Annotated in this window: 17 protein-coding genes; 9 read left to right on the top strand and 8 right to left on the bottom strand. The window is 58.8% G+C overall.

Translation table 11 applies throughout. The features are described from left to right. Window positions 1-6: 6 nt before the first annotated feature. From JKP81_RS16005 to JKP81_RS16015, 3 genes are read left to right on the top strand one after another with little or no spacing between them, the layout of a single operon-like run. The gene (locus JKP81_RS16005; RefSeq protein WP_200552501.1) at window positions 7-801 is read left to right on the top strand and encodes an ABC transporter ATP-binding protein; all 795 of its coding nucleotides are present in this window, start codon (window positions 7-9) and stop codon (window positions 799-801) included. Window positions 802-835: 34 nt separating this feature from the next. Beyond that, the gene (nirB, locus tag JKP81_RS16010) at window positions 836-3,748 is read left to right on the top strand and encodes a nitrite reductase large subunit NirB (RefSeq protein WP_200552502.1); all 2,913 of its coding nucleotides are present in this window, start codon (window positions 836-838) and stop codon (window positions 3,746-3,748) included. A 17-nt stretch (window positions 3,749-3,765) separates the two neighbouring features. Beyond that, window positions 3,766-7,509, top strand: a complete 3,744-nt coding sequence (locus tag JKP81_RS16015) for a bifunctional nitrate reductase/sulfite reductase flavoprotein subunit alpha (protein WP_200552503.1) — start codon at window positions 3,766-3,768, stop codon at window positions 7,507-7,509. Between the two features lie 118 nt (window positions 7,510-7,627). Here JKP81_RS16015 and JKP81_RS16020 read toward each other — a convergent pair whose 3' ends face one another. Together JKP81_RS16020 and JKP81_RS16025 are read right to left on the bottom strand one after the other, a co-directional pair. Continuing rightward, window positions 7,628-8,149, bottom strand: a complete 522-nt coding sequence (locus tag JKP81_RS16020) for a surface-adhesin E family protein (protein WP_200552504.1) — start codon at window positions 8,147-8,149, stop codon at window positions 7,628-7,630. Then, complete coding sequence (locus JKP81_RS16025) at window positions 8,146-8,754, bottom strand: hypothetical protein (RefSeq protein ID WP_200552505.1); 609 nt, start codon at window positions 8,752-8,754, stop codon at window positions 8,146-8,148. Before JKP81_RS16025 ends, JKP81_RS16020 begins: the two co-directional genes overlap by 4 nt. Before the next feature lie 180 nt (window positions 8,755-8,934). Here JKP81_RS16025 and JKP81_RS16030 point away from each other — a divergent pair, with 180 nt between their 5' ends. After that, window positions 8,935-9,276, top strand: coding sequence for a nitrous oxide-stimulated promoter family protein (locus tag JKP81_RS16030; protein WP_044489469.1), 342 nt, complete (start codon window positions 8,935-8,937; stop codon window positions 9,274-9,276). Between the two features lie 138 nt (window positions 9,277-9,414). Here JKP81_RS16030 and flhA read toward each other — a convergent pair whose 3' ends face one another. Genes flhA through hypA form a run of 6 tightly spaced genes read right to left on the bottom strand, consistent with a single transcriptional unit; the run spans window position 9,415 to window position 15,158 of the window. Beyond that, entirely contained in the window at window positions 9,415-11,487 is a 2,073-nt protein-coding gene (gene flhA, locus JKP81_RS16035) for a formate hydrogenlyase transcriptional activator FlhA (RefSeq protein ID WP_200552506.1), read from the bottom strand. A 56-nt stretch (window positions 11,488-11,543) separates the two neighbouring features. Beyond that, window positions 11,544-12,554 (bottom strand): hydrogenase expression/formation protein HypE, encoded by a 1,011-nt coding sequence (gene hypE / locus JKP81_RS16040; RefSeq protein ID WP_200552507.1) that lies wholly within the window; start codon window positions 12,552-12,554, stop codon window positions 11,544-11,546. Next, a complete protein-coding gene (gene hypD / locus JKP81_RS16045) occupies window positions 12,551-13,672 on the bottom strand; it encodes a hydrogenase formation protein HypD (protein WP_200552508.1) in 1,122 nt (373 codons plus the stop codon). Before hypD ends, hypE begins: the two co-directional genes overlap by 4 nt. Then, window positions 13,672-13,944, bottom strand: coding sequence for a HypC/HybG/HupF family hydrogenase formation chaperone (locus JKP81_RS16050; RefSeq protein WP_017459266.1), 273 nt, complete (start codon window positions 13,942-13,944; stop codon window positions 13,672-13,674). The genes hypD and JKP81_RS16050 overlap by 1 nt, the downstream gene beginning before the upstream one ends. Next, window positions 13,935-14,807: a hydrogenase nickel incorporation protein HypB gene (hypB, locus tag JKP81_RS16055; RefSeq protein ID WP_200552509.1), complete on the bottom strand. Its 873-nt coding sequence runs from the start codon at window positions 14,805-14,807 to the stop codon at window positions 13,935-13,937. Before hypB ends, JKP81_RS16050 begins: the two co-directional genes overlap by 10 nt. Window positions 14,808-14,810: 3 nt before the next feature. Beyond that, a complete protein-coding gene (gene hypA, locus JKP81_RS16060; protein ID WP_045511032.1) occupies window positions 14,811-15,158 on the bottom strand; it encodes a hydrogenase maturation nickel metallochaperone HypA in 348 nt (115 codons plus the stop codon). Between the two features lie 200 nt (window positions 15,159-15,358). Between hypA and hycA the strand changes: the two genes are divergently transcribed. The 5 genes from hycA (at window position 15,359) to hycE (ending at window position 20,997) form a co-directional block, all read left to right on the top strand. Further along, window positions 15,359-15,826, top strand: a complete 468-nt coding sequence (gene hycA / locus JKP81_RS16065) for a formate hydrogenlyase regulator HycA (RefSeq protein ID WP_200552510.1) — start codon at window positions 15,359-15,361, stop codon at window positions 15,824-15,826. A 97-nt stretch (window positions 15,827-15,923) separates the two neighbouring features. Further along, entirely contained in the window at window positions 15,924-16,532 is a 609-nt protein-coding gene (locus JKP81_RS16070; RefSeq protein WP_200552511.1) for a 4Fe-4S dicluster domain-containing protein, read from the top strand. After that, window positions 16,529-18,343, top strand: coding sequence for a formate hydrogenlyase subunit 3 (gene hycC, locus JKP81_RS16075; protein ID WP_200552512.1), 1,815 nt, complete (start codon window positions 16,529-16,531; stop codon window positions 18,341-18,343). Before JKP81_RS16070 ends, hycC begins: the two co-directional genes overlap by 4 nt. Before the next feature lie 2 nt (window positions 18,344-18,345). Next, complete coding sequence (locus tag JKP81_RS16080) at window positions 18,346-19,272, top strand: respiratory chain complex I subunit 1 family protein (protein WP_200552590.1); 927 nt, start codon at window positions 18,346-18,348, stop codon at window positions 19,270-19,272. Window positions 19,273-19,284: 12 nt separating this feature from the next. Next, window positions 19,285-20,997 carry a formate hydrogenlyase subunit HycE gene (hycE, locus tag JKP81_RS16085; RefSeq protein WP_200552513.1) on the top strand — a complete coding sequence of 571 codons (1,713 nt, stop codon included), beginning with the start codon at window positions 19,285-19,287 and terminating at the stop codon, window positions 20,995-20,997. Window positions 20,998-21,011: the final 14 nt, after the last annotated feature.

A 21,011-nucleotide genomic window follows, 5' to 3' on the forward strand; every position in this document is an offset into this window, starting at 1 on the left:
GCTCTGATGCGTGCCAATCCGATTATCCAGGTTCAGCAAGTGAGCCAGCGTTTTAACACCAGCAGCGGTGAGTTTCTGGCGCTTGATAACGTCAGCTTCGACATTCACCCCGGCGAAACCCTCAGCCTGATTGGTCACTCCGGCTGCGGCAAATCCACACTGCTGAATTTGATTGCCGGGCTGACGCTGCCCACCAGCGGCGGTCTGCTGTGCAATAACCGCGAAATCGACGGCCCGGGGCCGGAGCGCGGCGTGGTGTTTCAGAACCATTCGCTACTGCCGTGGCTGACGGCGTACGACAACGTCGGGCTGGCGGTGCGCCAGGTGTTTCGCGGCGAAATGAGCAAAGTGGAGATGCATGAATGGATCATGCACAACCTGGATCTGGTGCATATGTCCCACGCGTGGAATAAGCGCCCGCACGAGATCTCCGGCGGCATGAAGCAGCGTGTCGGCATTGCCCGCGCGCTGGCGATGAAACCGAGCGTCCTGCTGATGGATGAGCCTTTCGGCGCGCTCGACGCCTTAACCCGCGCTCATTTACAGGATGCGGTGATGGAGATCCAACAGCGCCTGCACACCACCATTGTGCTGATCACCCACGACGTGGATGAAGCGGTGCTGCTCTCTGACCGCGTGTTGATGATGACCAACGGCCCGGCGGCGAGCATTGGCGAAATGATGGCGGTGGAACTGGAGCGCCCGCGCTCGCGCGTTTCGCTCGCCGACGACGCGCAGTATCAGCGCTATCGCCAGCAAGTGCTGCATTTCCTGTATGAGAAACAGCCCAAAGCGGCCTGACCTCTCTTTCTCTTGCGTATTAAGGATTCAGGTGATGAAAAAGCCCGTTTTAGCGGTGATCGGCCACGGCATGGTGAGCCACTACTTTCTGCAACAGCTCGTGGAGCGCGAACTGCACCAGCATTACGAGATTGTGGTGTTTGGCGAAGAGCGGCTGCCCGCTTATGACCGCGTGCATCTTTCGGAATATTTTGCCGGGCGCAGCGCGCAGTCGTTGTCGCTGGTAAGCGAGGGGTTCTTTGCCGACAACGGCATCACGCTGCACTGCGCGAGCAAAATTGTTGCTATCGACAGCCAGCAACGCTGCGTGCGCGATGCGCAGGGTGTGGAAACCCATTACGACACGCTGGTGCTCGCCACCGGTTCGTATGCTTTTGTACCGCCGATTAGCGGCAATACGCGCCCCGGTTGCCTGGTATACCGCACACTCGACGATCTGGACGCCATCGCCGCACAGGCGAAGAGTGCGACACGCGGCGTGGTGATTGGCGGCGGTTTGCTGGGGCTTGAAGCCGCCAACGCCCTGCGTCAGTTAGGGCTGGAAACCCATGTTGTCGAGTTTGCTCCGCGCCTGATGGCGGTGCAGCTCGACGAAGGCGGTGCCATGATGCTGCAACGCAAAATCGAAGCGCTTGGCGTGCAGGTTCACACCCGCAAAGAGACGCGGGAAATCATCGACGGCGAGCAGGCGCGCCACCGCCTCTGCTTTGCCGACGGCAGTTTTCTGGAAACCGATCTGCTGCTGTTCTCGGCGGGCATCCGCCCGCGCGATGAGCTGGCGGAAAGCGCAGGGCTGCAAAAAGGGGCGCGCGGCGGCATTGTCATCAACGATCACTGCCAGACTTCCGATGAGGCGATTTACGCTATCGGCGAGTGCGCGTTGTGGAACGGGCAGATTTTTGGCCTTGTCGCCCCGGGCTACCAGATGGCGCGTAGCGTGGCGGACAGGCTCGCGGCGCGCGACACGCCGTTTACCGGCGCGGATATGAGCACCAAACTGAAACTGCTTGGCGTCGAGGTGGCCTCTATTGGCGATGCGCACGGCAAAACCGCCGGCAGCCAGAGTTACCAGTGGACCGATGGCCCGCGCGAAATCTACAAGAAAATTGTTGTCTCTGCCGATGGTAAACGGCTGCTCGGCGCGGTGCTGATTGGCGATAGCGCCGATTACAGCCTGCTGCTGCAAATGATGCTCAACGACATGCCGCTGCCCGCGCAGCCGCAAACGCTGATCCTGCCTGCGCTTTCCGGCGATGCGCCAAAAGGGCTGGGTGTCGCAGCGCTCGCTGCCAGCGCGCAAATCTGTTCCTGTCATAACGTCAGCAAGGGCGATATCGCCGCCGCCGTGGCGGGCGGTTGCAGCGAGCTTGGGGAGCTCAAAAGCTGCACCAAAGCGGGCACTGGCTGCGGCGGCTGCGTGCCGCTGCTGAAACAGGTGATGGAGCACGAGCTGCAACAGCTCGGCGTGGAGGTGAAAAAAGATATCTGCGAGCATTTTGCCTGGTCGCGTCAGGAGCTGTATCACTTGATCCGCCTGCACGAGATTCGCACGTTTGACGCGCTGATTGCGCAGTTCGGCCAGGGACACGGCTGCGAAGTGTGCAAACCGCTGGTCGGTTCCATGCTCGCGTCTTGCTGGAACGACTACCTGCTTAAACCGCAGCACCTGCCATTGCAGGACACTAATGACCGTTTTTTTGCCAACATTCAAAAAGATGGCACCTACTCGGTGGTGCCGCGCATCCCGGCGGGCGAAATCACTCCGCAAGGGCTTATCGCCATCGGTGAAGTAGCACAGCGCTACAACCTTTACACCAAAATCACCGGCGGGCAGCGGGTGGATCTGTTTGGTGCGCGCCTTGAGCAATTACCGGCGATTTGGGAGGAGTTGATCGCCGCCGGGTTTGAAACCGGCCACGCTTACGGAAAATCCTTGCGCACGGTGAAATCCTGCGTCGGTTCCACCTGGTGCCGCTATGGCGTGCAGGATTCCACCGGCATGGCTATTGCGCTGGAGAACCGTTACAAGGGGCTGCGCTCGCCGCACAAAATCAAAATGGCGGTCTCCGGTTGTACCCGTGAATGTGCCGAAGCGCAGGGTAAAGACATTGGCGTCATCGCCACCGACAAGGGCTGGAACCTGTATGTGTGCGGCAACGGCGGCATGAAGCCGCGCCACGCCGATCTGTTTGCCAGCGATCTCGACAGCGAAGCGCTGATCCGCACCATCGACCGGGTGTTGATGTTCTATATCCGCACCGCCGACCGGCTACAGCGCACCAGCACCTGGCTGGACAACATGGAAGGCGGTCTGGACTACCTCAAACAGGTGGTGCTCGAAGACAGTCTCAATATTGGCGCTGAACTGGAGCGCGAAATGCAGCAGGTGGTCGACAGCTACCAGTGCGAGTGGAAAACCACGCTCGATAACCCGCAAAACCGCCTGCTGTTCCGGGGCTTCCTCAATAGCGATAAACCCGATGAGGCGGTAGTGATGGTGCCGGAGCGCGGGCAGATCCGCCCGGCAACGGCGCAGGAAAAACCGCCAATGCAGAACCATCCGCATACCGGTGATGGCGAGTGGGAGCAGATTGCCGCACTGGCCGATATTCCGGCGAACGCTGGCATGGCGGCACGTCTTGGTCAGCAGCAGATTGCCCTGTTTCATCTGCCGGGCAGCGAGCCGCAGGTTTTTGCGCTCGAAAACCATGAACCCGGCAGCCAGGCGAATGTGCTGGCGCGCGGGCTGGTGGGCGATGCAGGCGGCGAGCCGATGGTTATCTCCCCGCTGTATAAAAAGCGCTTTCGCCTGCGCGACGGGCAAAGCCTCGACGATGCCGGGCTGCGTCTGCGCGTCTGGCCGGTGAAAATCCTGCACGGGCAAATCTGGGTGCAACATGCGCCCGCCGCGCAGAATACTTTTCCGGCAATTGCCGAAGCGTCTTAAGCAAACCCGGGGGCGAAATGGAGCAGATCAAAAGCGTGTGCCCCTACTGCGGGGTAGGCTGTGGGCTGGTAATGCAGGTGGAAAACCAGCGCATCATCAGCGTGGTGGGCGATAAAAGTCACCCGACCAACCAGGGGCGGCTGTGTACCAAAGGCAAAAGCTGTGCCGGGGCGATAACGGCGACTGGCCGGCTGGATAGCGCGTATCTTCGCACGTCGCGCCAGCATGAGCCGGTGCGCACGGCAATCGATGATGCCATCCGCGAAACCGCCCGGCGGCTGCGTGGCATTATCGATAAGCACGGCCCGGATGCGCTGGCGCTGTATGTTTCCGGTCAGATGTCTTTAGAAGCGCAATACCTGGCGAACAAGCTGGCGAAAGGGTTTATTGGCACTAACAATATCGAGTCCAACTCGCGCTTGTGCATGGCCAGCGCCGCCAGCGGTTATAAGCTCTCGCTCGGCGCGGATGGGCCGCCGGGTTCTTATGACGACTTTGAACATGCCGATCTGTTTTTGGTGATTGGCGCGAACATGGCCGACTGCCATCCGATCCTGTTTCTGCGCATGATGGAGCGCGTCAATGCCGGGGCGAAACTGATTGTCGTTGACCCCCGGCGCACCGCCACGGCAGAAAAAGCCTCGCTCTTTTTGCAGATCAAACCCGGCACCGATCTCGCGTTGCTGAACGGTTTGCTGGCACTGTTGGTGCAAAACGGTCAACTGGATAACGATTTTATTGCCCAACACACCGAAGGCTGGCAGGCGATGCCGGATTTCCTGCTGGACTATATGCCGCAGCAGGTAGCGGAGCGCACCGGGCTGCGTGAAGCCGACATTCGCCAGGCGGCGCAGTGGATTGGCGAGGCGAGTGAATGGATGAGCTGCTGGACGATGGGGCTAAACCAGAGCACGCACGGCACCTGGAGCACCAACGCGCTGTGTAATTTACACCTGGCGACCGGTGCGATTTGCCGCCCCGGTAGCGGGCCGTTTTCGCTTACCGGTCAGCCGAACGCAATGGGCGGTCGGGAAATGGGTTACATGGGCGGCGGGTTGCCGGGTCAGCGATCGGTGCTGGTGGATGAAGATCGCGCTTTCGTCGAACAGCTATGGCAACGCCCGCCGGGCACGCTGCGTGGCGAGGTAGGTGGCGGCACGGTCGCGTTGTTTGACGCAATGAGCGCAGGTGAAATCAAAGCCTGCTGGATAATCTGCACCAACCCGGTCGCCACCGTGCCAAACCGAGAAAAAGTGATCGCCGGGCTGGCGCGCGCCGAACTGGTGATTTCTCAGGATGCGTTTCTTGATACCGAAACCAACCGCTACGCCGATATCCTGTTGCCGGGCGCGTTGTGGGCAGAAGCCGAAGGGGTGATGGTCAACTCTGAACGCACCATGACGCTGATGCAACAGGCGGTATCTCCGCCGGGCGATGCGCTTGCCGACTGGCAAATTATTGCCAGCGTGGCGTGTGAAATGGGGTATGCAGACGGTTTTCGCTACGCCAGCGCCGCTGAGGTATTTGATGAAATTCGCGCCGCTCACAACCCGGCAACCGGCTACGACATTCGCGGCGTGAGCCACGCGCGGCTGCGCCAGACGCCATTGCAGTGGCCCTGCGCGCCGGATGATGATCAAATGCGTCACCCCATTCGCTATTTGCAGGATAACGGGCGCGTGCGTTTTGCTACCGCCAGCGGCAAGGGGCAATTTTTTGCCCGCCCGGATCTCGCGCCGGCCGAAATGCCGGATGACGACTACCCGCTGGTGCTCAACACCGGGCGCGTACAGCACCAGTGGCACACGCTCACCAAGACCGGCAAAATCCCGCTGCTTAATACGCTCAACCCCGGCCCGTTTATCGAAATATCCCCCACAGACGCACAACGGCTGGTGATAAACGAGGGGGACCGGGTTGATATCCGCTCGCGGCGCGGTATGGCGCGGCTGCCCGCAGTGGTGACTGACCGGGTGCGACCCGGCAACAGCTTTGCGCCTTTTCACTGGAACGATCTGTTTGGCGACAACCTGGCGATTAACGCGCTGACCAGCGATGCGCTGGATCCGGTTTCGCTGCAACCTGAGCTGAAACACTGCGCCATCGCGCTGGCGCGCAGCGAACAGCAACCCGCGCCCGCCGCTGCACCCGCAACGGATGAGGACAGCGGGTTAGTGCTGGTACTGTGGGCTTCTACCACCGGCAATGCGCAGGCGTTTGCCCGCCGCTGCGCTGAACAGCTGCTACATGCCGGACTGGCAGTAAAGCTGCGCGTTATGGATAGCGTCAGTGTTAACGATATTGCCGCCGCGCCGCGCGTGTTACTGCTCGCCAGCACCTTTGGCGATGGCGATCCGCCTGCTAATGGCGCGGCGTTGTGGGCTGCGCTGAGCGCGGAAAACGCGCCTGCGCTGAGTGAGACGGCGTTTTCGGTGCTGGCGTTTGGCGATGCCAGTTACGCACAGTTTTGCGGTTTTGGCCGCAAACTCGATGCCCGGCTGGCCGCCCTTGGCGCACAGCGGCTGCTGGCATGCCAGGTGTGCGACGCGGGCGATATTGACGCAACACAGCAGTGGCTGGCGGCGATCCACACTGACATTCTGCGGCTCGGCGCGCCGCCGCAACGCGCGGAGCAACCCACGGCGAAACCCGGTTTCAGCCGCCAGAATCCCGTCAGCGTGCCGCTGGTCACTAACCAATTGCTGAGCGCGCCGGGGGCGGAAAAAGAGATCCGCCAGTTCGCGTTTGATCTGCAGGGTAGCGGCCTGCACTATGAAGCGGGCGACGCACTTGGCGTCTGGCCGCGCAACTGCCCGCAGCGGGTCGCCGAAATCCTCGATCTGCTGGCGCTGGATGGGCAAAGCATGGTGCAGGTTAGCGGCATGGGCGAGATGACGTTGCAGGCTGCGCTCTGCGACTGTTTTGACATCACGCGCATCACCCCGGAGGTGCTGCGCTTGGTGGCTGACCACGCGCAAAACGAAACGCTGAATAGTCTGCTCGCCAGTGAAAACAGTACCGAACTTACGCAGTGGCTGTGGGGGCGGCAGGTCATCGACCTGTTGCAGTGTTTCCCGGTACATCTGGCGGCTGAACAGTGGCTGGCGACGCTGCGTCGCTTACAGCCGCGGCTCTATTCCATCTCCTCCAGCCCGAAAGTTTCCCCGCAGCGCGTTGAACTGACGGTCTCCACCGTGCGTTATGGCGACAGCAAGCAACGCGGCGGTGTATGTTCGACCTTTCTGGCGGATCGCGCCGAGCGCGTGGCGATCTTTATTCAGCCCTCGCCACATTTTCGCCTGCCAGCGGCCCCGAACACGGCGGTGATCATGGTCGGTGCAGGCACCGGTATTGCGCCGTTTCGCGGTTTCTTGCAGGAACGCCAGGCCACGGGAGCGAAAGGTGATAACTGGTTGTTCTTTGGCGAGCAGCATGCGGCCACGGATTTTTACTACCGTGAGGAGCTGGAGGCCTGGCAGCGCGACGGCGTGTTGTCGCGCTTCACCACCGCGTTTTCCCGCGATCAGGCGCAGAAAATCTACGTTCAGCACCGCATGCTGGAGCAGGGTGAAGATCTGTGGCGCTGGTTAGCCGCTGGGGCGCACTTTTATGTTTGCGGCGATGCGAGCCAGATGGCGAAAGATGTCGAACACACCTTAAAGCAGGTGGCACAAACCATTGGCGGCATGAGCGCTGACGAGGCGAACGCCTGGCTGGCGGCTATGGCGCGGGAAAATCGCTATCAGCGCGATGTCTATTAAGCGCGGATGAAGCCGACACGGCGGGTTTTCAATCGCCGACATTCGTGACGTTAGCCAACAGTGGGCGATGCTCGGTGGCATCTGCCCACTGTTGCCCGGTAGCATTCTGTGCTGACGGCTATTTCCCGTTCTGTAACACAGTGAACAGATCCGGTGTTTGTGTATCGCGTGCAGGCTCTGCGGGCAGGCGATCCGCCGGTAGCTTACATAACAAGCCTGCCGTCAGGCCGATCAAGGATGTTGGCGGGTAATCCTGCCACTGTCCTGGCGTGTTCATGCGGGCGATTTTGTCGCCAGTGGCAAAATGCTTTGAAAAGAATAGCTTATGTACATGGGCGTATTGGTGTGTATCACAGTTCACGACCAGGCTTTGGCGTTCGCTGCGAATCATCATCAGCGGATTCTTTTTCACCGGCATGCCTTCGTTGTAGTTATGAATCACGTCAATACGGCGCAAATAGGGATTGCCGTCGTAAAGGGAAATGGTGCGAAAATCGAGATAGCTGACGCCGCTGCTGAGTGTCACAAACTTAACGACCTGTTTGGGTGGTGTTTCCTCTTGCATAACGGTGGCACCCGGATGGCTGGTGCAGCCGGACATCAGCAGCAGTGCTGAGCCAAGAAACAGGGATTTTTTCATTTTTGCTCTCCTTGCAGATCCGGGCGCACCGCCAGTAACTCGTCCTTGCTGACCTTGCCCTGAATTGAGCAGCGCAAAAAGGTTTTACCTTCGCTCACTTCCAGCATAGCGAGTTTTTCCACGCTATCTGCTGCCGGAGCAATACCGCTGACGGCGGTTTTGTTGACCCGCCATGTTGTCTCACCGGCGCGCTTGATCAGCGGATTGCCGTAATAGCCGTCAGTGACTTTTTGCCAGTGAACGTCTGGTAATGCAGCTATCACCGCAGAGATGGGCTCTTCGATCACCCATCCCCAGAAGTAATAATCGCCCAATTTGCCCAGTGACTCCTGAGACCTGTCAAAGCCAGAAATGGTGAGCTGATTTATGCGCAGCGGCTTGTTAAACCAGACGATACCGGAGTCGTCTTTCGGCGCGGCAAACCAGGCGTGATGCTGCTTATCCGTCACCAGTGGCGCAGTGTGCGCCAGCGTTGCCCGCTGCTTATAGAGTTCACTGAAAAAAGTGCTGTCGCAACGCAGCAAACTTTCGGTCAGCGTTTGCGCCTTTGCGCTCCCGGTTATTGCCAGCGTGAGCAGAGCCAGGTGTAGAAAAAAAGATTTCATGTTTGTCCTTAAGGGTATGCGCCGTTTGTTATTACGGCTCCATTTTTTCATCGTCAGCAGAAGTGGATACACAGGTATCGGCATGAGAGGCCTGGCCTTTACATGAAAACGCGGCGGGCAAGGTTTTTTGCACATTTATTAAGGTGTATTATTTATGCATCTTAACTATTGGTGACGTGTATGGCTGGCCCCCGGATCCTGCGAGAAAAACTGACTATCCGCAAAATGATTGCCCTTTATCAGCGCGCCTGCCCGGATGCGGTAAGCAGCGCGGCGCACTACGCGGATTTGTATGCTTATGCGGAAAAGCGGCTGGATAAATGCGTGTTCGGTGAAGAGAAACCGGCCTGCAAACAATGCCCGGTGCACTGTTACCAGCCTGCGAAACGCGAAGAGATGAAACAGATTATGCGCTGGGCGGGGCCGCGCATGCTGTGGCGTCACCCGGTGCTGACGGTGCGTCATTTGCTTGATGATAAGCGCCCGGTGCCGGAGCTGCCGGAGAAGTACCGGCGTAAATAGCAGGTGAGAAAGCAGGGCGTTTATTCGGTGAAGGCAGGGAACGACGGCTGGTTACGCGTTTTCCGCAGCGGTGGTTTTACAGTGTTACTGAGGTGAAATGAAACGCCCGACGCGCGAAAACGCCCGTCGGGTCTGCGGCTATAGCGCCTCTTTATCAATACCTAATCGTTTCATTCTGGAGAGCAGCGTTGTGCGTTTGAGCCCCAGCCGCTGCGCCGCGCCTTTTGGCCCGGCGACCACGCCGTTGGTTTCTCGCAGCACGCGCACAATCAACTGATACTCATCTTCCCCTTCGCGCGCCACTTCGGCGGGTGGTTCAGGCGTGACGGACGGTACAGCGATTTCCGCCATCGACAGTTGCAGCACGTTGCCACGCGTCAGCAGCACCGCACGCTCGATCACGTTCTCCAGCTCACGCACATTCCCCGGCCACTCCATCGCGCTCAGCACACGCAAGGTTTCTGCCGGGATGCTGTCAATATTGCGCCCCATTTTGCGGGCGATTTTAAAGGTGAAGGCTTTCACCAGCAGCGGAATGTCTTCCGGGCGCTCACGCAGCGGCGGCAGGTGGATGGGGAAGACATTCAGGCGGTAATAGAGATCGCTGCGAAATTCCCGGTCGGCGACCATCTGTTTAAGATCGCGGTTGGTGGCGGCGATCAGTCGTACATCGGTCTGGATCAGCTTGTTGCTGCCGAGGCGCTCAAACTCCTGCTCCTGCAATACGCGCAGCAGCTTGGGTTGTAGCTCAAGCGGCATATCGCCCACTTCATCAAGAAACAGCGAGCTTTTATCCGCCAGCTCAAAACGCCCGATGCGCTGCGCGCTGGCGCCGGTAAACGCGCCGCGCTCGTGACCAAACAGATCGCTTTCCAGCAACCCGGCCGGCATCGCCGCGCAGTTCATCTTCACCATCCGGCGGCTGTTGCGATCGCTCAGGTTGTGAATGGCGCGCGCGATAAGCTCTTTACCGGTGCCGGTTTCACCAAGGATCAGCACCGTGCTGTTGCTCTGCGCCACCATCTCGACCTGCTTGAGCACGCGGAACATCGCATCGCTGCGCCCGATAATCTCGCCAAACTCGCTGTCGACATTATTGAGCTGTTCGGTAAGCGCGAGGTTTTCATCCACCAGCCGCTCTTTCAGACGGTGAATTTCCTGGTAGGCCAGCGCGTTATCCACGGCAATGGCGATACGCTCGGCAATCTGGCGCAGCAGTTTCAGATTCGCTGGGGTAAACACCTCTTTCTGGCACTGCGCCAGTTTCAGTACGCCCAGCAGATTTTTCCCCGACATCAGCGGCAGCAGGCACAGGGTCTGAATTTTATTGCCCCAGGTTTCAAACAGCATCCGCTCGTAGGGGGCGAGTTTGTCTCGCTCGTGCAGATTAATCAGCAGCATCTCTTTGCTGCTAAATACCCGCTCGGTCAGCGTGCCTGCTTCGTCGGCCTCCTGGGTTTCATGGGTGGGGTCGGCTTCATCCAGGTAGTGCGTCGAGTAGATGGTCAGTTTGCCCTTGCGGCTGCCGCGCAGCACCAGGCTAATGGCGTCAATGCCGAAGTAGTAGTGGATCTCTTTCGCCACTTCGCTGACCAGCTCATCCATATGCAGCCGGGAGAGCACCGCGTTGGTGATGGCGACCAGAATGCGGAAATCGTCGCGCTCCTGGCACAGAAGCTCGTAGTCCGGTGTGGGGTGCTCGCGGCTTTGCAACTGCTCGGCAACCACGGCAACAATTTGCGTCAGCGTATGCAGACGCTCGGTCTCTTTGTCGCTCCATGGCCTGTCGCTGGTGCGAAAAAATTCGCAGCCGCCAAAAATCTGCCCTTCAGCGGCGAGCGGCAGCAAGCTGTAGTGGGCGAACGCCGGGTAGATCCGGCTTTCGGCAACGGCGGGCCAGGTCTCGCTAAAGAGCTGCGCGGTGCAGCGCAGCGCCTGCGGGTGAGAAAGGATATGCCGCACCGGGCCACCCGCCAGCAGCGCCTGGTCGTTATATTTGGCGCTGTTGTCGGGGGTTTGCACGGCGTAACGGCTGGCGAGGTGGCTGTCGGCGTGCCACAGCACAATCGCGGCGTTGTCGGCGAGACCCGCCTGGCGGGTCAATCGGGTTAACGTTTCACAAAGCGCGGCCATATCGGGCTGCTGTAATAGCATCCGCGTTATATCAAACAATCCTTGTTGCCCGAGATCACTCATCGGTGTATACGACATTTTGCTTTTCCAGGAACACACGCAGAAGGTGTGAAAAAATTAATAAAAATAAAAAGTTAACAAATCCGTGGTAAGGGCTCGGCATGAGGTAAATCCAGCAGGCGCTTCACTCCATAAAGGCCTGTCAGGCGTACACCTTTGCGTTCGACCACTTCGCCAATTATTGCGGCGTCGCGCCCTAAAGGGTGAGCGCGTAATTGTGCCAGCGCCTGCTCTGCGGCTTCGCGCTGTACGGCAATCACCAGTTTGCCTTCGTTGGCAAAATTCAGTGCATCCAGCCCTAGCAGTTCGCAAACCCCGCGCACCGCCGGTTTTACTGGTAAGTCTCGTTCATTTAACTCAATGCCGTAACCGCTGGCGGCAGCAAACTCATGCACCACGGCGTTGACGCCGCCGCGCGTGGCGTCGCGCAGGGCTTTGACGCCAGGAAGCTCGCGCAGTTGGCTAATCAACGGCGTCAGCACCGCGCAATCGCTGGTCAGCTCGCCATCCAGCCCTAAGCCTTCGCGTAGGTTAAGAATAGTTGCGCCGTGATCGCCCAGTGTGCCGCTTGCCAGCAGCACATCACCGGGTTGCAGAGAATTTGCCGCCCAGTGAACCGATGCCGGGATAGCGCCAATGCCGGCGGTATTGATAAACACTTTATCGGCTGCGCCGCGCTGCACCACTTTGGTATCGCCAGTAACAATGGCGATACCGGCGCTGCGGGCGGTGTCGGCCATGCTCTCAACAAGGGTTTTCAGCGTTGCCAGTGGCAGCCCCTCTTCAAGGATAAAACCGCAGGAGAGGAAGCGTGGTGTTGCGCCGCTAACGGCAATATCGTTCGCCGTGCCGCATACCGCCAGCTTGCCAATATTGCCACCGGGAAAGAATAGCGGATCGATAACGTAGCTGTCGGTGGAAAATGCCAGCCGATCGCCGCCTGCCGTAAGCTCGGCCAGATTGATACGCGCCTGATCTTCCTGCTCTGCGAGCCAGGGATTGTCGAACGCTTCTAGAAAAAGCTGGCTGATGAGTTGTTGCATCGCCTGGCCGCCGCTGCCGTGCGCCATCTGCACTTCATTCATGCTTCACACTCCTGAGCACGGTATTGATACCAGGCTGCGCAGGCACCTTCTGATGAAACCATCAGCGCGCCGAACGCGCTTTGTGGGTTACAGGTGTTACCGAACAGCGGGCACTGGTGCGGTTTACAGCGGCCGGTCAGCACATCACCGCAGCGGGCGCGCGGATCGTCATACACTTGCTGTACCGCCGGGCGAAAATGCGCTTCGGCGTCAAAGCGTTGATACGCAGGCGTCAGATGTACGCCGGATTCGCCAATCATGCCCAGGCCGCGCCATTCGCTGTTGCCGCGCACGGTAAACACGTCGGCGATGGCTGCCTGCGCCAGCCGGTTGCCTTCGTCCGGCACCACGCGGCGATACTGGTTTTCCACCTTGCTGTGAGCGGCGATTTTTTGCTCAACCAGCATCACCACGCCTTGTAACAGATCGAGCGGTTCAAAACCGGCGACCACCAGCGGGCGCTGATACATATCGGCGATAAAGGTATAGGCGTCGGTGCCGATCACCATGCTGACATGGCCCGGCGCGAGAAACGCGTCGATGCCGTTGTCCGGCTGCTCCAGCAGGCTGCGCAACGTTGGAATCAGCGTGATGTGCTGGCAGAAAAACCAGAAGTTATCAAGGTTACGGGCTTTTGCCTGCTGCAAGGTAATGGCGGTGGCAGGCATGGTGGTTTCGAAACCCAGACCGAAGAACACCACTTTGCGCTGCGGATTTTTTTCCGCCAGCGCCAGCGCATCCATCGGGGAATAGACGATGCGAACATCCGCGCCGCGCGCTTTTGCCTGCAACAGCGAGCCGTTTTTACCCGGTACGCGAATGGCGTCGCCAAAGGTGCAGAAAATTACCTCCGGGTGCTGGGCGATCTCCACGCAGGTATCAATCCGTCCCATCGGCAATACGCAGACCGGGCAGCCGGGACCGTGAATAAACTCAATGTTTTCCGGCAGTAACTGGTCGAGGCCAAACTTGAAAATAGCGTGTGTATGCCCACCGCATACCTCCATAATGCGCAGCGGGCGCGCGGCGGTGTAAGAGAGGTGCGCTGCCCGTTCACGCAGGTGATCAATCAACTGCATCACCTGTTCCGGGGCGCGGTATTCGTCGACAAAACGCATTATTTCTCCTCGCCATAAAGCAGCGCGCCGACATCGGGTTCGACATCGAACATATTTTGCAGCGCTGCCAGCGTATCCAGCGCCTCTTCTTCGTTAATCACGCTCATGGCGAAACCAACATGCACCAGCACCCACTGGCCGAGGCGTGACTGGCCGTTTTCGTCTGTGCTGCCGACCAGCGTTAAATCGACATCGCGCTGAATGCCGCTGACGTCCACTTTGGCTTGCAGGCCATCAATAGCGCAAATTTGCCCCGGTACGCCTATGCACATCGTTGCGTCTCCAGCCAGTCAAGCCAGGCGTCCATTCCGTCGCCTTTGGTAGCGGAAATCAGCATGATTTCAATGGTCGGGTTCACTTCACGCGCATAGGCGATGCACTGTTCGACGTTAAAATCGAGGTAGGGCAGCAAATCCACTTTATTAAGCAGCATCAGCGAGGCGGCGGCGAACATATGTGGATATTTCAGCGGTTTATCTTCGCCTTCTGTCACTGACAGCACCGCCACTTTATGGCGCTCGCCAAGGTCGAAACCCGCCGGGCACACCAAATTGCCGACGTTTTCGATAAACAGAATGCCGCGATTTTCCAGCGCCAGGCGCGGTGCGGCGTCGGCAATCATCTGCGCGTCAAGATGGCAGCCTTTGCCGGTGTTGACCTGAATCGCCGGCGTGCCGGTCGCGCGAATGCGTGCGGCATCGTTAACGGTTTGCTGATCGCCTTCAATCACCGCACAAGGGACGCGTGTTTTCAGGCGCTTAAGGGTTTCGGTAAGCAGGGTGGTTTTGCCGGAGCCGGGGCTGGAAACCAGGTTGAGCACCAGTTGCTGCGAAGCGGCGAAACGGGCGCGGTTACGGGCGGCGATTTGGTTGTTTTTCTCCAGCACGTCGATTTCCACTTCCACCATCCGGCGCTGGCTCATACCGGGAGCGTGAGTACCGGCTTCACCGTGACCATAATGCAGGTCGCCGTGTTCCAGTTGCGTGGGGCGAAAATCGTCGGTTTTAACACCGGTGATTTTCAGCGCCGGGCGAGCGGCAGGGGAGAACGGTGCACCGCGAAACGCCGAGTGCGGATTATGTTCGTCACCCTCGATATAAAGGTTACCGTCCTGACAACCACATGTTGTACACATTGTTTACTCCTCAATTTCCAGTCGCTGAATTTGCATGCCGTCATCGGCGACAATCTGCAGCTGGTCGCTGTGGCACTGCGGGCAGCGGCGCACTCGCTGGGTAAGTAACGTCACATACTGTTGGCAGGACTCGCACCAGCATTCCGCCTGTTGTTGTTCGATGTGCAGTGTACAACCTTCCGCCAGGCTGCCACGGCAAACCAGATCAAAACAAAACGTTAAAGCTTCCGTTTCTACACAAGAAAATGCGCCGACTTTCAGCCACACGCCGGTGACCCGACGCGCGCCGTTTGCTGACGCCTGTTGCTCGATAATCTCCAGCGCACGCTGGCAGAGGGTGATTTCGTGCATAACGCCTCCTGATGACTTTGCGCCCTTAATGCAATAAGAGTGCCATTACGCGTTTTGACACGGTGACGATGTCGACAATGTCGAGATGACACGTCGAAAGAGTGAGGGTTTTTCTTTTATTTTTATAAAAATCAATATATTAAATTTTGGCATGGATGATGCTTTACCGCCGTTGTTTTTCATTAACCGGGTAAGCAGACATGACGATATGGGAAATTAGCGAAAAGGCAGATTACATTGCCGGGCGGCATCACCGCCTGCAGGAAGAGTGGCGTAGCTACTGTAACGCGTTAGTTCAGGGCGTTACGCTCTCCAAAGCGCGGTTGCATCACGCCATCGGCTGTGCGCCGGAACAGCAACTCTGCTTTGTGCTGTTCGAACACTTCACGGTTTATATCACCCTGACCGGCGGCTTTAACGGCCACACCATTGAATATGCGATTGCCAATAAAGAGAGCGAGGAACGACGCGTAATTGCCAAAGCGCAGCTCTCCAGCGATGGCAAGGTCGATGGCGCGTTCAGCGTGCGCGATCGCGAAAAAGTGCTGGAGCATTATCTCGGCAAAATCGCCACCGTTTACGACAACCTGTATGCCGCAATGGAAGCGGATACGCCGGTCAATCTCACCACGCTTGCCAGCCACGCGCACGCGCCTGCGCTGGCCTGAGTTTGGGTGTCGACATGTGTCGAAGTGACACATAGCGCGACACGTTTCGTCATAAATGACCGCCCGTAACCAGGGTGAATCACCTGAGGATTTGCTGGTGAACCGTTTTGTAATTGCCGATTCGGCGTTATGTATTGGGTGCCATACCTGCGAGGCTGCCTGCGCCGAAACGCACCGTGCGCATGGCCTGCAGGCGATGCCCCGGCTGCGTGTGATGCGCAGCGAAAAAGAGTCCGCGCCGCAGCAGTGCCACCACTGTGAAGACGCGCCCTGTGCGGGCGTTTGTCCGGTGAACGCGATCAACCGCGTTGATGGCGCGGTGCAGTTAAATGAAAGCCTGTGTGTCAGTTGCAAGCTGTGTGCGATTGCGTGTCCTTTCGGCGCGATTGAGTTTTCCGGTAGCCGTCCGCTGGATATTCCCGCCAATGTTAACTCGCCCAAAGCGCCCGCCGCGCCGCCTGCGCCTGCGCGTGTCAGCACGTTGCTGGATTGGGTGCCCGGCGTACGGGCAATTGCGGTGAAGTGCGATCTCTGCCACTTCGTTGCAGAAGGCCCGGCCTGCGTGCGGATGTGCCCGACCAAGGCACTGCATCTGGTCAATAACCGGGATATCGCCAGAGCCAGCCGTCGCAAACGCGAGCAAACCCTCAACACGGATTACGGCGATTTATCGCTGTATACGCAGCTAAACCGGAGCGCGAAATGACTATCCTCTCTTTGTTAAGCGCGGCTGTCGCGGTGCTCACCTGCGCCGCCATGTTGGCCTATCTGTTTATGCCGTTCAAAGCGTTAAGCGGTCTCTTTTCCGGGCTTGGCGGCGCTATCGGCTGTGCAATGGCGGCGGCTTGCGGCGTGATGGCATTAACAGATGCTGCCACCGTGAGCGGCACGCTGCCGTTCATTGAATATCACGTCCTGGTCACGCCGCTCAGCGCCGTATGGCTGATCACGCTCGGTGTTTGCGGCGGTTTTGTTAGCCTGTTCTCCATTGACTGGCATCGCCATGAAGCGGTAAAAGCCAACGGGCTGCTGATGAACTTACTGCTGGTCGCGGCGCTGTGCGCGGTGAGCGCGGCAAACTTCGGCGCGCTGGTGATCATGGCGGAAATCATGGCGTTGAGCGCGGTGTTCCTCACCGGCTGTAGCGAGTCCGGCAAGCTGTGGTTTGTCATGGGCCGCGTCGGTACGGTACTGCTGGCAGTGGCCTGCTGGCTGTTGTGGCAGCGTTATCAGACGCTGGATTTTGCACTGCTCGGTACGCATGCGCTCGGCAGCGACATCTGGCTGCTCGGTGTGATCGGTTTTGGCCTGCTGGCCGGGATTATTCCGCTGCATGCCTGGGTGCCGCAGGCGCATGCCACTGCGCCCGCACCGGCGGCGGCGCTGTTTTCCACGGTAGTGATGAAAATCGGTTTGTTCGGCATTCTGAGCCTTTCACTGCTCGGCGGCCAACCGCCGCTGTGGTGGGGTGTTGCGCTGCTGGTGTTTGGCATGATTACCGCCTTTGTCGGCGGGCTGTATGCGCTGATGGAGCACAATATCCAGCGCCTGCTGGCGTACCACACGCTGGAGAACATCGGCATTATTCTGCTCGGCCTGGGCGCGGGCGTGACCGGCCTTGCGCTGCAACAACCTGTGTTGCTGGCGCTGGGGCTGACCGGCGGCCTGTATCACCTTTTCAACCACAGCCTGTTTAAAAGCACGTTGTTTCTCGGCGCGGGTACGCTGTGGTTTGGCACCGGTTATCGCGATATCGAAAAACTGGGCGGCATCGGTAAAAAGATGCCGGTTATCTCGCTGGCGATGCTGGTCGGGCTGATGGCGATGGCGGCGCTGCCACCGCTCAACGGTTTTGCCGGTGAGTGGGTGATTTATCAATCCTTCTTTGGTTTAAGCGCCAGCGGCCATTTCCTGCTGCAACTGCTGGGGCCGCTGCTGGCGGTTGGCCTGGCGATTACCGGTGCGCTGGCGGTGATGTGCATGGCGAAAGTCTATGGCGTCACGTTTCTTGGCGCGCCGCGAAGCGCTCAGGCGGAAAACCCACGTTCTATTCCCTGGTTAATGACTGGCGTGGTCGCCGCGCTGGCCATTTGCTGCGTCATTGGCGGTGTTGCCGCACCGTGGCTGATGCCGCGCCTGTTTGCCGCCGTACCGTTGCCGCTGCAAACGGCGAACACCGTGGTGTCGCAGCCGATGATTGCGCTGTTGTTGATTGCTACGCCGCTGCTGCCGTTGCTGCTGATGATGCTGTTTAAAGGCGATCGCCTGCCCGCCCGCCGCCGTGGTAGCGCCTGGGTGTGCGGTTACGATCACGAAGGTTCAATGGTGATTACTGCGCATGGTTTCGCCATGCCGGTGAAAGCGGCCTTTGCCCCGGTGCTGAAGCTGCGTAAATGGCTGGAGCCCCGGCTTCCTGTTCCCGGCTGGCATGGTGATAGCGCGCCGGTGCTCTTTCGTCGGCTGGCGCTGATTGAGCTGGCGGTGCTGGTGGTAGTGGTGATTTCACGAGGAGCCTGATGATGAGTTTTCTGTTTGCTTTACTACAGGCGCTGGTGTTGTTTGCCGCAGCGCCGCTGCTCTCCGGCATCAGCCGCGTGGCGCGTGCGCGGTTGCATAACCGGCGCGGGCCGGGCGTGCTGCAGGAGTACCGCGATCTGCTGAAACTGCTGGGGCGGCAAAGTATTGCTCCGGCGGCATCGGGCTGGGTATTTCGCCTGACGCCGTTTGTGATGGTGGGCGTCATGCTGACCATTGCGACGGCGTTACCGGTGGTGACGATTGCTTCGCCGCTGCCGGAACTTGGCGATCTGATCACGCTGATTTACCTGTTCGCCATCGCCCGTTTTTTCTTTGCCATCTCCGGGCTTGATACCGGCAGCCCGTTTACCGGCCTTGGTGCGAGCCGTGAAGCGATGCTCGGCGTGCTGGTCGAGCCGATTTTGCTGCTTGGTCTGTGGGTGGCGGCGCTGGTCGCCGGCTCGACACATATTAGCTACATCACCAATACCGTCTATCACTGGCCGCTATCTCGCAGCATTCCTCTGTTCCTGGCGCTGTGCGCCTGCGCATTCGCCACCTTTATCGAAATGGGCAAACTGCCGTTTGATCTCGCGGAAGCGGAGCAGGAGTTGCAGGAAGGGCCGCTGTCTGAATACAGCGGCAGCGGTTTTGCCGTGATGAAGTGGGGCATCAGCTTAAAACAACTGGTGGTGCTGCAACTGTTTGTTGGCGTGTTTCTGCCCTGGGGGCAGATGACCACTTTTAGCGCCGCCGGTTTGGTGCTGGCGCTGGTGATTGCCGTGGTGAAACTGGTTGCTGGCGTGCTGATTATCGCCCTGTTTGAGAACAGCATGGCGCGTTTGCGTTTTGTCGCCACTTCGCGCGTGACCTGGGCCGGTTTCGGCGTCGCCTTTTTAGCCTTCGTCTCCTTGCTGGCGACGTATTAAGAGAGTTTGAGCATGTCTGAAGAAAAAATCGGTCAACACTATCTTGCCGCCCTTCACGAGAAATTTCCTGGCGTGGTGCTGGATGAAGCGTGGCAGACCAAAGACCAGATGACCATCACCATCAAGGTGAACTACCTGCCGGAAGTCGTCGAGTACCTTTACTACCAGCAGGGTGGCTGGCTTTCCGTCCTGTTTGGTAACGATGAACGTAAGCTGAACGGCCATTTTGCTGTTTATTACGTGCTGTCGATGGAGCAGGGCGTGAAATGCTGGATCACGGTGCGTGTGGAAGTGGATGCGCTGAAACCGGAATATCCGTCCGTAACGCCGCGCGTACCGGCAGCGGTGTGGGGCGAGCGCGAAGTGCGCGACATGTACGGCTTGATCCCGGTGGGCCTGCCGGATGAACGCCGCCTGGTGCTGCCGGATGACTGGCCGGATGAACTCTACCCGCTGCGTAAAGACAGCATGGACTATCGCCAGCGTCCTGCACCAACCACCGATGCGGAAACCTACGAGTTTATTAACGAGCTGGGTGATAAGAAAAACAATGTGGTGCCGATTGGCCCGCTACATGTGACCTCGGACGAACCGGGCCATTTCCGCCTGTTTGTTGACGGCGAGAATATTGTCGATGCCGACTACCGCATGTTTTACGTCCATCGTGGCATGGAGAAACTGGCGGAAACCCGTATGGGTTACAACGAAGTCACGTTCCTTTCCGATCGCGTCTGCGGCATCTGCGGCTTTGCCCACAGCACGGCCTATACCACGTCGGTAGAAAACGCGATGGGCATTGTCGTGCCGGAACGCGCGCAGATGATCCGCGCCATTTTGCTCGAAGTGGAACGCCTGCACTCCAACTTGCTCAACCTTGGCCTGGCCTGCCACTTTGTCGGTTTTGACTCCGGGTTTATGCAGTTTTTCCGCGTGCGCGAAGCCTCCATGAAGATGGCGGAAATCCTCACCGGGGCGCGTAAAACCTACGGTCTGAACCTGATTGGCGGTATTCGCCGCGACATGTTGAAAGACGACATGATCCAGACTCGCCAGCTAGCGCAGCAGATGCGCCGCGATGTCACCGAGCTGGTGGAAATGCTGATGAGCACGCCGAATATTGAGCAGCGCACCGTGGGCATTGGTCGCCTCGACCCGCAAATCGCCCGCGATTTCAGTAACGTCGGCCCGATGGTGCGCGCCAGCGGCCACGCGCGCGATACGCGCGCCGACCACCCGTTTGTTGGTTACGGCCTGTTGCCGATGACTGTGCACACCGAACAGGGCTGCGATGTGATTTCACGCCTGAAAGTGCGCATCAATGAAGTGCTGACCGCGCTCAATATGATCGATTACGGTCTCGACAACCTGCCTGGCGGCCCGCTGATGGTGGAAGGCTTTACCTATATTCCGCACCGTTTCGCGCTCGGTTTCTCCGAAGCGCCGCGCGGGGACGATATCCACTGGAGCATGACCGGCGATAACCAGAAACTTTACCGCTGGCGCTGCCGTGCGGCGACGTACGCCAACTGGCCGACGCTGCGCTATATGCTGCGCGGTAACACGGTTTCCGACGCCCCGCTGATCATCGGCAGCCTCGATCCCTGCTACTCCTGCACCGACCGCATGACGGTGGTGGATGTGCGCAAGAAGAAAAGCAAGGTCGTGGCTTACAAAGAGCTGGAGCGTTACGGGGTTGAGCGTAAGAACTCGCCGTTGAAATCGTGAGGGGAGAACGGTAG

Source organism: Kosakonia sp. LAM2021 (genome assembly GCF_016620385.1).
GTDB classification, from domain to species: domain Bacteria; phylum Pseudomonadota; class Gammaproteobacteria; order Enterobacterales; family Enterobacteriaceae; genus Kosakonia; species Kosakonia sacchari.